This window comes from Oscillibacter valericigenes (genome assembly GCF_021531435.1).
Taxonomy (GTDB): domain Bacteria; phylum Bacillota; class Clostridia; order Oscillospirales; family Oscillospiraceae; genus Oscillibacter; species Oscillibacter valericigenes_B.
Genome location: NZ_JAFBIS010000006.1, coordinates 12,380 through 26,831 on the forward strand (window position 1 = coordinate 12,380; position 14,452 = coordinate 26,831).

Here is a 14,452-nt window from a genome sequence, read left to right on the forward strand (position 1 = left end):
GCCGAACACCGATGATGTCCCCCTGCTGTTCCGCGGTCGAGGAAACAGCTTTCTTCCATGCCTCTTCCGAAGGCATCGCCGACAGCGGCAGGCTGTGTCGTGCCGCGCTCTGGACGCCGAATGGCCCCGCCGTCATTTGGGACACGGACAGGTGCAAGTCGCTTCGCCGTATAAGCAAGCCCGCGCCCCGGAATGTGGGGCGCGGGCTTTTATGACCGGTTCAGCTGTACGGCCTGGGGCTGCCGCTTACTTCTTGTAGCCGCACTTGGGGCAAACGCCCTTTTCATTCAGCGCAATGCCGCACAGGGGGCAGCGGTCGATGGTCTTACCGGGGGTATACTCCTGGGAGGCCGCGTTGACGCCGCTGGTAAAGGTCAGCTTGGCTATGTTCAGCTTATCCTTCAGCAGCTCGTAGACGATCTTGATCATACCCTCCACGATCATAGTCTCCTTGGTGACGACCAGGCGGCAGTCGGGATAGGCAGTGGCCAGCTCCGTCTGGAAAGCAGGGCCCTTCATCTTGTTGGTGGGGGCGCCGTCCTTGATGCCCTGCTCTTCGTAAACCTTCAGGATGGCGGGCAGGAGGGGATCATCCTCCCGCAGGATCAGCGCATGGTCAAAATTCTTCAGGACCTCCCAGGCGGTCTTCTGGATCTCATTGCAGGGGAACACCATGTTGACGCCGGGTTCCACAGAATCCTCGACCTCGATGGTCAGGACGCCGGTATGCCTGTGCAGATACTGAGCTTCTCCCTTGAAGCCATAAAATCTATGGGCGTACTGCAGGTCCAGTGTGGTAATACTTCTCATAACAACTACCCCTCATATCCAAAATTTGCAGACGGTTTATAGTGGGTCTGCTTGGTTCACTTATTGAGATCACAGGCCGCCGGCTCGTGAGACAATCAGACATCAACCGTTCACATCCGCTTTGTTCTTGTACGCCGGACAGACACCGGAGAAGATGATGTCATGGCCGGTGAAATCGAAGCCATGGGTATCCCGGATGCGTGCCTCCAAATCCTCCATATACGGCATATCCACATCAAAAATGCGGCCGCACTTTTCACAGCGGACGTGATAGTGCTTATGGCTCCAATGCTCAAACCTGTCGGCGCCGTCGGGCACCTCGATTTTGCGGATCTTTCCCATTTCCGCCAGCCGGTTCAGATTCCGGTACACGGTTGCCCTGCTGATGTTCGGACGCTCCGCCGCGATGACATCGTAGACCTCATCCGCGGAAACATGCCCCGTCATACGGTTGACCGTCTCCAAAACCAGGGAACATTGAATGGCACAAATCTGACAAGATATGTCATTCCGTCCGGAATCGTGCTATAATAAAAAAGTGCTCCGCGCACAGCACACTTCTGGTTTTTTGATACGGGGGAATGTTCAATATGACAAGCAAGGAGATCATCGTCACACGGGACGGCGGACTCAAGGAACAAGACGCCGCCCTTTTCATCCGAAACGCCAATGAATACCAGAGCCAGATCCGCATCCGGCTCGGTGAAAAGAGCGTCAATGCCAAGAGCCTTCTGGGCGTCCTTTCCATGGGCGTCCGGCACGGCGCCGTACTGACGGTCACGGCGGAAGGGCCGGATGAGGAAGACGCGGTCAATGCCCTGCGGCGGTATTTTGAAGCGTAACGAAACGCGGACGATGGAACCTCCATCGTCCGCGTTTCTGTATGCCCGCGCAGGTATTTGGCCGCTGCTCCTGTCCTTCCTTACTTCACGACCTCGCCGCCGGGGGCGGAGTGGGCAGTGGCCCAGGCATGCTCGAAAGCAGCCCAGTCACGCTGCGGCAGCTTTTTGGTCCACTCCTCCAGATACTTCTTGTCGCTCCCGCTGGTCAGCCATTTGTAATCATGGCTGTTGGTAGCCTCCTGCATGTCGGCGTAGAACCAGTCGCCGGGCTCGCAGTCCGGCCAGGTAACCATCTTGCTCTGGGGCAGCAGGTGGTCCTTCTGGGGCTTGCGGTCCAGGGCACGGTTCACAATGACACAAGCCTGGGCACGGGTGATGTTGGTGTCGGGCTGGAACGTATCGTTGTCAAAGCCCTGGACCAGGCCGACCCGGGCGGCGGCCTCCACATAGCTTGTATACCAGGCGTCTTCGGGGACATCGGTGAAATAGCCCTTGTACTCCTCTTTGGTGGTCTCGAAGAAGCCCACCGCGATCTTGGCAAACTGGGCGCGGGTGATCTTTCCATAGGGCCGGAACAGGCCGTCCTGATAGCCGTCGATGATGCCCATGTTCGTCAGGGTGGAGATGGCGTTGTTGCACCACAGGTCGGAATCGCAGTCGGCGTAGCTGTTGGTCTGGCACCAGTATTTCTCCCGGGTCTCGTCCGTCAGCATGCGGAAGAAAATGGTGGCCACCTCCCCCCGGGTGATGGTGCCGTAGGGGCGCAGCATGCCGTCCTTGTAGCCGATGATATAGGAATAGTGGTCATCGGTATTCAGTACGGTGTCGGGCTTGCTTCCGCCGCCGCTGGAACCGCCGCCGCCGCTGGAACCGCCGCCGGTGTAGGTGTTGGTGTAATGGGCTACAGCCGCGCTGCCGCCCACGACGGTGCCGGAAGCGGTGCTGCCGGAAACCGTGCCCGCCATCAGCGCGTCATTGCCGGAAATGGCGGTCTTATAGTTGGCCGCGGCCTTCTCCGTGATCTGATACCCGGCGCCCGCGGGCAGGTTGTTGATGGCGATGCTCTCGCCGTTTTTCAGCGTAACCGTCTCGCCGCTCTTGATGGTGCCGGTCTTGGAGCCGGTGTAGGCGTAAGCGCCGTCAGCGCCGGTCAGGTTCACGGTGAAGGTGAATTCCTGCGCGGTGCTGCCGCCGTTCACGGTCTTGCTGATGACCAGCGCGCCCTCGCCCTCGGGCACATTGACCACCACGGCGGTATCGCCGCTCCCGGAGCCGGTGATGGTGCCGGTGCTGTTGAAATAGTTGGCGGTATAGCCGTGGGAGTCCGTCTCCAGCACCGTATATGCGGCACCCACCGGGAGGCCGGAGATGGCTTTGGTCTCTCCCGCCCGCAGCTCAAACGCCTGCTCCGCGTCGCCGGCCGTGACCAGGAAGGAGAATGTCTGGTTCTGGTCCGCCTGGCTGTCCAGCACGTATTTGGTCACATACAGCGTGCCGGTGGGCTCATTTTTGACCTCGTAGGACACAGCGGGCCTGGAGAAGTCCTCGGGCTGGACCTCCCTGCCGTTACTGTCCACAGGATACAGCGTAGCGCTCTTGTTGGTGAACAGAAATTCGCTGCCCGCCAGCTGCTCGCCGTTTTCATCCAGGCCGTCCTCGTCATATGTGCCGTATACGCCGACCTCCAGCTGGGGATTGGTCAGCCGGACCTTGTAGGTCAGCTGGACCTGCTCGAAGTTGGTGATGGGCACATTGATCTCCCACACGAAGCACTCGTCGGACTGGCCGTCCCGGCCATTCTCATAGTAGTGCAGGACGAATTCATATTCGTCCTCACCCAGCTTCTCTCCGAATCCGTAGGTCGTATCGTCGATTGGGACCTTCAGCAGCTCCACCGGATTGCCGGTTTCATCCTTGCCCCGGGTCAGGGTCAGGCTGTCAAAATCGTTGACGAAATCGAAGTCATAGGCGAAACGGTCCGTCGTGCCGTAGGTGCCCTTGCCAATGACATCCACAACTTCCGAGCCGCTGCTCACCAGATAGTAGATGTCGTTCTGGATCGCCTCGAAGCTGACTTCCTCGCCGCCGGCCAGGTAGTCCATAAAGCTGCTCGCCCAGGGGTAGCTGGCATCGGACTCGGCTGTCATGGCGTAGCAGTGATAGCCCTCCGCTCTTGCATCCTGATACACCTGATTGGTCAGATACAGGGCTTTGTCGATGGAGTTGGCGTAGGCTGTCTGCCAGTCCTCCTGCGGTGTGGCCTCCCCGACAGTTCCTTTATAGGGGTACTCATACTTGGTTCCCTGCGCTGCGACTTTCTCACCGATGTCATCAAACCAGGCATCCCAGTCCGCGGGGGCGTCATTGGTGTCGTACTTGGATTTCCAGTTGTCCGGTCCGGCCCAGTCTTTCCACGCATCCGCCCAGAATGTCCAGGCGGTGACAGTCGGCTCCGCGCCGTACATGTAGGTGATCGCGTCGCTGACGAAGATCAGATACTTGCGGCTGGCATCCACCTGAGTGTCGCTGTCCAGCATGGCCTTGCCGGCCAGCAGGCCCGCGTGGGTGTTCGTGCCGCTTTTGATCTCCTGCCGGATTGCTTCCTCGATTGCCTCATACTCTTTGGACAGGTCAAAGAACTTGCCTCCGTTGGCAACATGGGCCTCCTTGTTGAAGATGACCACGCCGACCTGAATTTTTGCGCTGGTAGCGTCCAGCCGTTCTTTCAGGCTGCTGAGCATCGCCAATGCCTGATCCTCCACATCGGCGCTGGTGGACTTATCCAGCACCAGCACCACATCACTGACCAGCTGTTCCTGGGCAGAAGGCAGGGACAGCGTCACATCGGAGGTATAATTGCCCTCGCCGTCTTTCACCAGATTCGTAGCCGTCTTGGATTTGGAGACATCCCACTCAGGAACGACCGGAGTAGGCTCCGGCTCAGGCAGAAGTCCATGGGCGGCTTTCAGGGCTTTCTGGTTCCGGATGGCCGCCAGGCCGTCTTTGCCAAAGCCGGTAAACTCATCAACATAGAGGCTGTCTTCATCATGCGCTTCCCAGCGGCTTCCCGCCGGATCGTCATACCAGCCGTCGATGGGATCGTCGCAATGGGCGGGCACGCCGTCCAGGCTCCAGTCTTCACCGACACGCCCGAACGTGATCGCCGCGCCAGCCTCGTTGTAAATGTCGTCGCCGGCGTCCGCCGCGTGGTTGTCATAGACGACCGCGTCGGAAGGGATGGTCAGTGCGCCCTTGTTCCAGATGCCGCCACCAGTGGTGTTGTACTGTACGCCATCCGTTTCCAGCGCCTTTCCGTTCCGAACAATGGTCAGGTCGGAGCCCTCAGCAAAGACGTAACTGGCATCGGCGGAATTGCAGCGCAGGCCCACGCCGTAGTTGTCAGCGATATTGACCGTTACATCTTCGCCGATGTTTGCGTTGCCGGTCAGCCGAAGCGCGGCAAAGCTGTCGGCTTTGAAGGCATTCCACGTATTCCCGGTCAGCGTCAGCTCTGTGGCGTATTTTCCGGTTCCGGTGGTGCTTGCGTCGAACGTTCCTTGGACGTGCAGGCCGGTATAACCATTGTTGAGCCCGTTAAAAACAGAATCTTGGAAAACCACATTGCCGGCGGAAAGGCCATGGCCCCGGTTGTTCAAATATTCGACCTTTGCGTTGATAGCCGTAAATTCTCCGCCATTGGAGCCATTGGCCGTGCAGTTCTGAACGGTAAATGTGGAGTTCTCAACATAGGTCGTGGGGCTGTTCACATATCCGCGGTTCGCACCGTCGATCAGGAATTCACTCTCTCCCGTAACAAAAATTCCCGTGTTCGCTGTGGAATCGAGCTGAATTCCCTGGCCGGGGACTCCTCCCGTGTTTTTTCCGTAAATACGGAATGCAGAGTGGTCTTCGACATTGAGCGAAACGCCGCCCTTCCCCGCATAGATCGCGCAGTTCGTTCCGCCGGCGGAGTCAAACGTAAAGGTCACAGCCGCTCCGTTCCTGGCGCTGATAGACCCGCCAAGGACCATTGTGACCCATCGTGCCGCTGCGCCATTATCGGCAGCGGGCGAATCTGCGTCAGTATGAATGTTCAGGTTCGCACCATCAAAGACCAGGTCACCGTCATACCTCCAGCCGTATACATTCAAATCCATGGTATGTCCACCGGTGAAGGTAAGTGATTTATAAAAAGTCTTTGTGACCTGTGCGTCCGTCAGCAGCTCGATGGTATCTCCGTCTTTGGCCTCCTTAATGGCCTCGTCCAGAGTTTCATACGCAGTTTCTCCGTTTTTTGCCTCATAGCCGTCCGCCAGAGCCGTGGCGGGCAGCAGGCCGAAAAGTATGACGCATGTCAGCAGGCCCGCTAACACTCTCCTCTTCATATTGCTGTTATCCTCCTTTATTTGATTCATTTATGTAAAGCACCGCTGTGGCCCTGCCCGGGAGTAAATGACAGCTTTCCAGAGATGTCCCGCCGGGCACTGCCGCCAGGTCCTCCGAGAGCCGCTCGCCGCCGGTTCCCGCCGCCCGGTCACGGCTGCCGCTCCGTGCTCCGCGCACTCGCGCGGCCGGATTTTTTTCAATCACACAACCCCCTCTCGTCCGCGGAACATCCAGAGCTTGTTTCAAGCCGGGGCCTCGGCTTGATTTTGCATAAAATTTCATTTTTTCTCCGAATAATTCCGCAGTGTCCGCTGCCGTTCCATTCCATTCCATCTTCCGGCAATTCCGGCTTCCTCCTTGTGGATTTCCATTTTCTGCATTTCTATTGTCTCACTTTAAATGTGCATTTTTTGTCATTTTTTGTATTTAAAGCGGTTAGTTTAACAATAAAAAGTGCAATAATACTATCATCCAAAAATCATAATCCGTCGAAACCGAGTGGAATTTGCAGCAAATTGAGGAAGGGCGTCCGCTTTTCTTTCATAATGTATAAAATTGTATATAATATGAATATTTTGCAGAAAAAATCAGAAAGACCGGCGGACGGCTCGAAAAGAGCCGTCCGCCGGTCTGCATATTATCCAAAACCAGTTTCCGCCGAGTGGGCGGAAACGAAAGGGCGTCTGTGCATATATACCGCAGATTTTTGAAGAAGCTGTAAACAATCATTTTGCATATTGTGAACTTTAGCACTCTCGCCTTGACAGTGCTAAAATCAGAGCTATAATAAAGCCGAACCTGAAGAACATATGTATGCGGTCCGGCAGTCCTTCACGGCGCCGGCCTTTTGAATCGAGGGAAAAACGATGAGCACGGAAAAATACACGCAAAAAACGCTGGAGGCCATCCGGGACGCCCAGGCCCTGGCGCAGGAAAAGCACAACCAATATCTGACGCCGGAGCACCTGCTGTACGCCCTGCTGTCCCAGGACGGCGGTCTTATCAGCTCCATTTTCAGTCGGATGGGCGTGGACTGCGGCGGATTGCTGACGGAGCTGGGCGCCAAAATCGACGAGCTCCCCAAGGTGTCCGGCGGCAGCGGGGAGGTCTACGCCTCGCCCGAAACCGGAAAAGTCCTCACTGTGGCGGAAAAGACGGCGGAAAAACTCCACGACGAATACATCTCCGTGGAGCATCTGATGCTGGGCATCTTCGCCGAGGGCTCCAGCGCCCTCAAGCAGCTTTTGCAGGATCATGGCATCACCCGCAGCCGGTTCAGCGAGGAGCTGTCCAAGGTAAAGTCCAATCCCGTCACCTCCGACAACCCGGAGGACACCTATGACGCCCTGAAAAAGTACGGCACCGACCTGGTGGAGCGGGCACGGAAGAAGGAGCTGGACCCGGTCATCGGCCGTGACAGCGAAATTCGGAACGTCATCCGCATCCTGTCCCGCAAAACGAAGAACAACCCGGTGCTGATCGGCGAGCCCGGCGTGGGCAAGACCGCCATCGCCGAGGGACTGGCCCAGCGCATCGTCCGGGGCGACGTGCCGGACAGTCTGAGGGACCGCACCATCTTCTCCCTGGACATGGGCGCCCTTATCGCCGGCGCCAAGTACCGGGGCGAGTTTGAGGAGCGCCTCAAGGCCGTCCTGGAGCAGGTGCGCAAATCCGAGGGCAAGATCATCCTGTTCATTGACGAGCTGCACACCATCGTGGGCGCAGGCAAAACGGAGGGCAGCATGGACGCCGGCAACCTGTTGAAACCCATGCTGGCCCGGGGCGAGCTCCACTGCATCGGCGCCACCACCCTGGACGAGTACCGCCAGTATATTGAAAAAGACGCCGCCCTGGAGCGCCGGTTCCAGCCGGTGCAGGTGGATGAGCCCACGGTGGAGGACACCATCTCCATCCTCCGTGGCCTGAAAGATCGCTATGAAATTTTCCACGGCGTCCGCATCCACGACAACGCCCTGGTGGCCGCCGCCACCCTCTCCAACCGCTATATCACTGACCGGTTCCTGCCGGACAAGGCCATCGACCTGGTGGACGAGGCCTGCGCCATGATCCGGACGGAGATCGACTCCATGCCCGCCTCTCTGGACGACCTGCGTCGGAAGATCATGCAGCAGGAAATTGAGGAGATGGCTCTGAAAAAAGAGGACGACCAGCTCTCCCGGGACCGTCTGGAAGAACTCAAGAAGGAGTTAGCTGACGAAAAAGAGCAGTTCAATGCCCTGAAATCCCGCTGGGAGGCGGAAAAGCACGGCGTGGACAAGGTCAAGGAACTGAAAGGCAAGCTGGAACAGCTCCAGGGGCAGATCGAGCAGGCCCAGTCCCGCCTGGAATACGAGAAGGCCGCCAAGCTGAAATACTCCGACCTGCCCGCCCTGGAAAAGGAACTGAAAGAGGCCGAGGCGCTGGCCGAGCAGCACGCCGGAGACAACACCATGGTCCACGACACGGTGACGGAGAACGAGATCGCCGACATCGTGGCCAAGTGGACGGGCATCCCCGTCAGCCGCCTGATGGAGGGCGAGCGGGAGAAGCTGCTGCACCTGGATGACGTCATCCACAAGCGGGTAGTGGGCCAGGACGAGGCCGTCCGGCTGGTGACAGAGGCCATCCAGCGCTCCCGGGCCGGCATCGCGGACCCCAACCGGCCCATCGGCAGTTTCCTGTTCCTGGGCCCCACCGGTGTAGGCAAGACGGAGCTTGCCAAATCCCTGGCGGAGTGTTTGTTTGACGACGAGCACAACCTGGTGCGCATCGACATGACGGAGTATATGGAGAAATTCTCCGTGTCCCGGCTCATCGGCGCGCCTCCGGGATACGTGGGCTACGACGAGGGCGGCCAGCTGACGGAGGCCGTCCGCCGCAAGCCGTACAGCGTCGTGCTGTTCGACGAGGTGGAGAAGGCCCACCCGGACGTGTTCAACATCCTGCTGCAGATTCTGGATGACGGCCGCATCACCGACTCCCAGGGCCGGACGGTGGACTTCAAGAACACCATCATCATCCTGACCTCCAACCTGGGCTCCCAGGAGCTGCTGGGCGGCATCCAGCCCGACGGCAGCATCTCCGACGACGCCCGGAACGGTGTCATGGCGGAGCTGCGGGCCTCCTTCCGGCCCGAATTCCTGAACCGGCTGGACGAGATCATCCTGTTCAAGCCCCTGACCAAGGAGAACCTGAAGGGCATCATCGACATCCTGATGCGGGGCCTGAAGCGGCGCCTGGCGGACAAGACGCTGAAGCTGGAGGTCACCGACGGTGCCAAGACGCTGCTCATCGACCGGGGCTTCGACCCGGTGTACGGCGCCCGGCCTCTGAAGCGGTATCTCCAGAGCAGCGCCGAGACGCTGATTGCAAAAGAAATTCTGCGGGGCGAGCTGCCCTCCGGCAGCACCCTGGTGCTGGACGCGGAAAACGGGGAACTGGTCTGCAAAAAGCAGTAACCTTTCAGCGCATATAAAAAAGGCCACCATGTCGACATGGTGGCCTTTTCTATTGCTCACAGGACCTCATTCAAATCGTTGACAGGAGGCAGGCAGCTCTGATTCCGGCACACATAGAACGTGGTCTTTCCATCCTTGAGCGGAAACTCCTTTGTGGGCCCGGACAGCAAACGTGCCACCGCGTCCGGCGGAACGGTGAATTTCTTCTCCTGCCCTGCCAACACGACCGTCACCTTGGGCGGTGGGCTCTCCCAGTCCAGCAGGGCCAGCAGGAACATGGCGTATCCGGCGGGATACTGCTCCGCGTCCGCCGCCAGGAAGTTAAGCTGGCGCTCCGCCTCCCGCTCATAACCACGGTCAGAGGTCAGCTGCGCCAAACGCACCAGGTTCCAGGCCATCATGGAGTTCCCGCTGGGGATCGCCCCGTCGCAGGTCTCCTTCGGGCGCAGGAGCAGCGTCTCACTGTCCGAGCCGTACAGGTAGAAGCCGCCGTTTTCCCCGTCCCGGAAAGAAGCAAGCACATCCCCGCACAGCCGCTCCGCCCGGTCCAGATGCTCCTGCTCCAGCGTCGCCTCATACAGCGCAAGCTGGGCATAGAGATAAGCGGCATAGTCATCCAAAAATCCCTTCGCGCCCCGCCGTCCGGCCCGGAAGCTGACAAACAGCCTCCCATTTTCCCACAGGTACTTCTGTATGAAGTCCTCCGCCCGTTTCGCGGCGGTCAGATACATGGCCTTCCCGCTAACGCGGTAAAGCCGGCACAGGGCGGCGGTCATCAGGGCGTTCCAGGAGGTCAGCACCTTATCATCCAGATGGAGCGCGCACCGCTTTTTGCGGTACTGGTAAACCTTTTCCAGAAGGCCGTCAAACGTGTTGTCCTGTGGTTCGCTGTTCAAAAGATTCGGGATGTTCTTCCCCTCAAAATTGCCCGTCCCGCTGATACCGAAGCGGCGGTTAAACGCCTCCCCGTCTGTCTGCCCCAGCAGTCCGGTGATCTCCTCCGGCGTAAAGAGGTAGTATTTGCCCTCTTCTCCGTCGCTGTCGGCGTCCTGGGCGCTGTAAAAGCCGCCCTCGGGCGACGTCATCTCCCGCAGGACATAGGCGGCGGTCTTTTCCGCGATCTCCAGATACAGCGTCTTTTTCGTCACGGCATACGCCTTGCAGTAAGCCAAAATCAGCAATGCGTTGTCGTACAGCATTTTCTCGAAGTGGGGGACCAGAAACCGCCCGTCCGTGGAATAGCGGCAGAAGCCGAAGCCGATGTGGTCGAACAGCCCGCCCCGGTACATCTGCACCAGCGTCCGCTCCGCCATCTCCAGACAGGCCGCGTCCCGGCGGCGCTCATAGTACGTCAGCAAAAACAGGAGATTGTGGGGCGTCGGAAACTTTGGCGCATCCCCGAAGCCGCCGTTTTTCCGGTCGTAGCTCTGCTTGTAAAGCAGTACGGCAGAATCCAGCAGTCCAGCGTCTGCCGTCCCGGGTTCTCCGCCGCCCTGCTCCAGCGCCGAAACAACAGCATCCGCCTGACGCAGCAGGGCCGTTCGGTCTGTCTCCCACTTTTCGTGGATGACGAGCAGCAGCTCCCGCAGGCCGGGTCTGCCGCCCCAGCCGCTTTTCGGGAAGTACGTCCCCGCGAAAAAGGGCTTCTGCTCCGCCGTCATAAAAATGCTGGTGGGCCAGCCGCCGCTGCCGGTAAAGGCCTGGCAGACGGCCATATAGATGCTGTCAATATCCGGCCGTTCCTCCCGGTCCACCTTGACGGACACAAAATAACGGTTCAGGATCTCCGCGATCTCCGCATCCTCAAAGCTCTCATGGGCCATCACATGGCACCAGTGGCAGGTACTGTATCCGATGCTCAGGAAAACCGGCTTGTCCTCTTCCCTTGCCCGCCGGAACGCCGCCTCGCCCCAGGGATACCAGTCCACCGGATTTTCGGCGTGCTGGAGCAGATAGGGACTGGTCTCATGCTGTAAATGGTTGGGCATACGGTCACCTCTTTGCCGTTTTGAATGGATTTGCTTCAAATGTGTGCATTCACTGTAACTAAGATGGCCCCGGGCAGAAAAAGTATGCGTCAAAACGGATGTCTGCACAAAAACCCCAAAAAAGATGGCAAACGGCTGAGATCGGGCCATCCTTTTCGGGGTTCCTCGCAGTGGGTCGTATTCGCTTTACTTCCCTTTTTTCTCCAGCTTCTTCTTGTTGCCCTTCTCATCCACAAAATAGGTGTTGTCCAAGTGCCCCTGCAAGCTCCCCAGCACGGAGTCGATATAGGCCCGGCGCAGAACGGCCCGCTCCTCCTTCTCCCACTCCGTCAGCCCCTCCGGGGTCTTGGCCTTCCGGGCCAGCTCGTTGATGCGGTCAATGCCTTTTTGATCCATGGTGTTCTCCTCTCAGACGTATCGTTTCAGTACGATGGCGGTGCGGCCCTTTTTTGTCACGCCGCCCACCTCTGTCAGTTCAAATTTTCCAAAGCCCCGGGCGGAGACCGTGTCTCCCGCCGCAAGCAGCTTGTCCGGCTTCGTACACTCCCGCCAGTTCACCTGCACCCGCCCGGAGGCGATGAGGTCGGCCGCCTTGCCCCGGGCCATGCGGAAGCCCGTGGAGGCCACCGCGTCCAGCCGCAGGGAGGAAACGGTGTCCCGCACCTCCTGGCACTGCACCTGGGGGATGTGGATATAGGCGGGGTCGATCTCCGTGACAGTCAGCTTTGCCCGTCCGGCGGAAGCCCAGCTTTGCAGCAGAAAGTCCGCCACGGTGTCCAGCACCAACAGATCGGCGCTGCCGGGGCCTACCAAAATATCCCCGACTTTCTCCCGGACGATGCCCATGCCCATGAGACTGCCCAAAAAATCCCGGTGGGTCAGCTTTTCCTCCTCCCGGAACGCGGCCCGCAGACAGCGAATAGGGCTCTGGCTCTCCGTGTCCCCGGGCTCCAGCCAGTCCGGTAGAAAGAGGAACAGGTTCCGCTCCGCGCCCTCATAGCCGCCAAGCCGCGCATACCCCGTCTCCGGGACGCCCGCCAGCCGCAGCAGGTCCAGCGTCATCATCTGCTGCTGGGGGCTTAAAAAATCCGTGGCGGCGGGGATGTTGCGGCTTTGGGCCTGCTCCGCCCGGTCCAGGACCTTTGCCAGCAGCAGGCGGTCATCGCCCACGGCGCCCACCCGGTCCAGCAGTTTCGATTTATCCATGGCGCAGCTCCTGGGTCCGTACCAAGGCGGCGTAGGCGCCGTTCTTTGCCATCAGCTCCTCATGGCTGCCCAGCTCCGCGATGCGGCCGTCCTCCACCACGGCGATGCGGTCGGCGTTTCGGACGGTGGACAGGCGGTGGGCAATGATGATGGTGGTCCGGCCCTGGGACAGCTTTTCAAAGGTCTCCTGCAGCTTGGCCTCCGTCACGCTGTCCAGCGCGGAGGTCGCCTCGTCCAGGATCAGCACAGGAGGATTTTTCAGGAAGATGCGGGCGATGGAAATGCGCTGCTTCTGGCCGCCGGAGAGCAGGGTGCCCCGCTCGCCCACATAGGTGTTGAAGCCGTCGGGCATCGCCACGATGTCGTCGTAAATTTCCGCCAACTTCGCCGCCTGAGCCACCTCCTCCTCGGTGGCGCCGGGGCGGCCGTAGCGGATGTTTTCCAGAATGCTTGCGGCAAACAGGAACACGTCCTGCTGCACCACGCCCACGTTCTGCCGCAGAGACTCCTGGGTCACCTGCCGCACGTCCTGGCCGTCGATGCGGATGGCGCCGCTGGTCACGTCGTAGAACCGGGGGATGAGCTGGCAGAGGGTGGATTTTCCGCCGCCGGAGGGCCCCACCACCGCCACTGTCTCGCCGGGGCGGATGTGCAGCTCCACATCGTGGAGCACCGCCAGGTCGTCCTGATAGGCAAAGCTGACGTGGTCCACGTCGATGCGGCCCTCCACCCGCTGGAGCACCTTAGCGTCCGGCGCGTCCTGCATGGCGGGCTCCGTCCGCATCAGCTCGATGAAGCGGCCCAGGCCCGCGGTGCCGTTGGCAAACAGCTCGGCGAAGGTGGACAGCTTCCGGACGGGGTTGACAAAGGTGGTGATATACAGGCTGAAGGTGATGAGGTCCACGGTGTCCATCTCGCCCCGCATAATGAACACGCCGCCGGCGGCGATGACCGCCACGGACAGGATGCACAGGAAGAACTCCATGGTGGCGTTGAACCGGCCCATGGCCTTGTGGAACTGGCGTTTGGAGGTCTTGAAGCTGTCGTTGGAATCCTCGAACTTCCGCAGCTCCGCCTGCTCATTGGCAAAGGCCTTGGCGGTGCGGATACCGGAGAGGCCGGACTCGATGTCGGCGTTGATGACGGCGGTCTTCTGCTTCACCCGGCGGGAGGCCTCCTGCATGGAGGCCCGGCACTTCCAGACCACCAGGAAGAAGATGGGCAGAATGACGGCAATGACCAGCGCCAGCCGCCACTGAATGGAGAACATAATGGCCAAAGCGCCCACAATGGTGACGCCGGATATAAAAATATCCTCCGGGCCGTGGTGGGCCAGCTCCGTGATGTCGAACAGGTCGGCGGTCAGGCGGCTCATAAGCTGGCCGGTGCGGTTGCGGTCAAAGTAGTCGAAACTCAGCTCCTGCATGTGGCGGAACAGGTCCCGCCGGATGTCCGCCTCCACCAGGATGCCGAAGGTATGGCCCCAGTAGCAGATGACGTAGGTCAGCAGCGCCCGCAGCAGAAAGGCCGCGAACACCACCGCCATCACCGCGAAGAAGGTCCGGTAGGCGCTCTTCGGCAGCAGCTCATACATGCACCAGCGGGAGATATACGGAAAAGCCAGGTCGATCACGGAGATCATCAGCGCACAGCCGAGGTCCATGATGAACAGCTTTTTGTGGGGTTTGAAATAAGACAGGAAAATCTGTAACGAAGATTTCTGCTGAAATTCCTTGGTCGTCATTGCGAATGCTCCTTGCTT

The 14,452-nt window shown here is 59.5% G+C and carries 9 protein-coding genes; 2 read left to right on the top strand and 7 right to left on the bottom strand.

Translation table 11 applies throughout. From position 1 onward, the window contains the following. Positions 1–246: 246 nt before the first annotated feature. A complete protein-coding gene (locus JQM68_RS04705; protein WP_235221793.1) occupies positions 247–810 on the bottom strand; it encodes a 6-carboxytetrahydropterin synthase in 564 nt (187 codons plus the stop codon). Between the two features lie 102 nt (positions 811–912). Beyond that, complete coding sequence (locus tag JQM68_RS04710; RefSeq protein ID WP_268821417.1) at positions 913–1,275, bottom strand: Fur family transcriptional regulator; 363 nt, start codon at positions 1,273–1,275, stop codon at positions 913–915. A 125-nt stretch (positions 1,276–1,400) separates the two neighbouring features. Between JQM68_RS04710 and JQM68_RS04715 the strand changes: the two genes are divergently transcribed. Next, positions 1,401–1,652, top strand: a complete 252-nt coding sequence (locus JQM68_RS04715) for an HPr family phosphocarrier protein (protein WP_235221796.1) — start codon at positions 1,401–1,403, stop codon at positions 1,650–1,652. An 80-nt stretch (positions 1,653–1,732) separates the two neighbouring features. On the opposite strand, the gene JQM68_RS04720 is transcribed toward JQM68_RS04715, so the two are convergent. Continuing rightward, the gene (locus tag JQM68_RS04720) at positions 1,733–6,037 is read right to left on the bottom strand and encodes a DUF7601 domain-containing protein (RefSeq protein ID WP_235221798.1); all 4,305 of its coding nucleotides are present in this window, start codon (positions 6,035–6,037) and stop codon (positions 1,733–1,735) included. A gap of 867 nt (positions 6,038–6,904) precedes the next feature. Between JQM68_RS04720 and clpB the strand changes: the two genes are divergently transcribed. Next, on the top strand, positions 6,905–9,496 hold the full coding sequence (clpB, locus tag JQM68_RS04725) for an ATP-dependent chaperone ClpB (protein WP_235221800.1): 2,592 nt from the start codon (positions 6,905–6,907) through the stop codon (positions 9,494–9,496). A 56-nt stretch (positions 9,497–9,552) separates the two neighbouring features. On the opposite strand, the gene JQM68_RS04730 is transcribed toward clpB, so the two are convergent. The 4 genes from JQM68_RS04730 to JQM68_RS04745 all read right to left on the bottom strand — a co-directional run bounded on the left by JQM68_RS04730 (position 9,553) and on the right by JQM68_RS04745 (position 14,434). Continuing rightward, positions 9,553–11,484, bottom strand: coding sequence for a thioredoxin domain-containing protein (locus JQM68_RS04730; protein WP_235221801.1), 1,932 nt, complete (start codon positions 11,482–11,484; stop codon positions 9,553–9,555). Between the two features lie 186 nt (positions 11,485–11,670). Beyond that, positions 11,671–11,880, bottom strand: a complete 210-nt coding sequence (locus tag JQM68_RS04735; RefSeq protein WP_235221804.1) for a DUF896 domain-containing protein — start codon at positions 11,878–11,880, stop codon at positions 11,671–11,673. A gap of 12 nt (positions 11,881–11,892) precedes the next feature. After that, positions 11,893–12,690 (bottom strand): YlmH family RNA-binding protein, encoded by a 798-nt coding sequence (locus JQM68_RS04740; RefSeq protein ID WP_235221805.1) that lies wholly within the window; start codon positions 12,688–12,690, stop codon positions 11,893–11,895. Continuing rightward, on the bottom strand, positions 12,683–14,434 hold the full coding sequence (locus JQM68_RS04745) for an ABC transporter ATP-binding protein (protein WP_235221807.1): 1,752 nt from the start codon (positions 14,432–14,434) through the stop codon (positions 12,683–12,685). Before JQM68_RS04745 ends, JQM68_RS04740 begins: the two co-directional genes overlap by 8 nt. Positions 14,435–14,452: the final 18 nt, after the last annotated feature.

Coding starts and splice junctions, on each gene's coding strand:
- JQM68_RS04705 (WP_235221793.1), bottom strand. CDS start 810: ATGAGAAGTATTACCACACTGGACCTGCAGTACGCCCATAGATTTTAT.
- JQM68_RS04715 (WP_235221796.1), top strand. CDS start 1,401: ATGACAAGCAAGGAGATCATCGTCACACGGGACGGCGGACTCAAGGAA.
- JQM68_RS04720 (WP_235221798.1), bottom strand. CDS start 6,037: ATGAAGAGGAGAGTGTTAGCGGGCCTGCTGACATGCGTCATACTTTTC.
- clpB (WP_235221800.1), top strand. CDS start 6,905: ATGAGCACGGAAAAATACACGCAAAAAACGCTGGAGGCCATCCGGGAC.
- JQM68_RS04730 (WP_235221801.1), bottom strand. CDS start 11,484: ATGCCCAACCATTTACAGCATGAGACCAGTCCCTATCTGCTCCAGCAC.
- JQM68_RS04735 (WP_235221804.1), bottom strand. CDS start 11,880: ATGGATCAAAAAGGCATTGACCGCATCAACGAGCTGGCCCGGAAGGCC.
- JQM68_RS04740 (WP_235221805.1), bottom strand. CDS start 12,690: ATGGATAAATCGAAACTGCTGGACCGGGTGGGCGCCGTGGGCGATGAC.
- JQM68_RS04745 (WP_235221807.1), bottom strand. CDS start 14,434: ATGACGACCAAGGAATTTCAGCAGAAATCTTCGTTACAGATTTTCCTG.